2 protein-coding genes and 1 pseudogene are annotated in these 906 nt (G+C 34.4%); all 3 read right to left on the minus strand.

Annotation, left to right across the window (positions count from 1 at the left end; all coding sequences use genetic code 11):
- Positions 1 to 61: 61 nt before the first annotated feature.
- Entirely contained in the window at positions 62 to 451 is a 390-nt protein-coding gene (locus ACFIMM_RS07235) for an AAA family ATPase (RefSeq protein WP_375628066.1), read from the minus strand.
- An 8-nt stretch (positions 452 to 459) separates the two neighbouring features.
- The gene (locus tag ACFIMM_RS07240) at positions 460 to 699 is read right to left on the minus strand and encodes a hypothetical protein (RefSeq protein ID WP_375628064.1); all 240 of its coding nucleotides are present in this window, start codon (positions 697 to 699) and stop codon (positions 460 to 462) included.
- 2 nt (positions 700 to 701) lie between these two features.
- Positions 702 to 906, minus strand: a pseudogene (locus ACFIMM_RS07245) (hypothetical protein); the annotation flags it as partial.

Genomic DNA, 906 nt, shown 5'->3' on the forward strand with positions numbered 1-906 from the left:
GGGTGTTAGCATTTAAATAAAACGCGTAAGGGTATAAGCTTTACGGCATAAACTGAGAAAATTATCCACCAATAATATGTTTCACGCAATCAGCAATGTGATTTACTTTCTTTGCATTAGCAGCAACTCCATTAAATTTTTTTATAATCCAATCAGCTCCTGTTCCAAGGTGTGTAATCCATGTTTTTTGAACAATAGGCTCAACAGCCCTCACAGTTTCTTCAGGAGATATAGTTAATTCCAGAAATCTTTCACAAACAATTCGAGGCGCTTCAAAATCATTTGCTTCATTACGTACGGTAAACAAATTATCCAAATTATCGTCGTTAATAAGATAAGGGGAATGCGTCGAATAAATTACTTTATTGCCCTTTATGCTCGATAAAGTTTGTAAGGAGCTTAATATTTTTCTCTGTGGATGAATATGTAAATTATTTGCTGGCTCATCCAATAAAAAAATTATTCCATTTTTGCTTCTATGCCTGCGAACTTCTGTAAGGACTTTAAAACAAAAAAACCAACGAAACCCTTTACTTCTCTCATGTAAATAAAAAAGAGGTTATTTACTTTAATTTGTAAACAATAATCTACAAAACCACTATTAGATTTTTCTATTATACAATCATCAAAAAGGCTCTTCCCTTCAGTAATATCCACCCAACCTTCTTTCACTACTGACTTCAAATAACCATTGATCAATCCTATACGCTGCTTAACAGCATCGTTGTCATCACAATTAACAATATCTTCCTGAAAACTAATAGCAAGATTTTTTTCTTATTTTGTTCACGATGAGATGTGCCATAGCGCCATGTACACTTATCGCTCGCATCTCCAAGACAAGTATGGGGACTTATGGGATTCATGACCACTCTCCACCATTCTGTCAAAACGTTACTACCAGCA

The organism is Bartonella sp. AP258QHHD, from assembly GCF_042196145.1.
In the GTDB taxonomy this organism is placed as follows: domain Bacteria; phylum Pseudomonadota; class Alphaproteobacteria; order Rhizobiales; family Rhizobiaceae; genus Bartonella.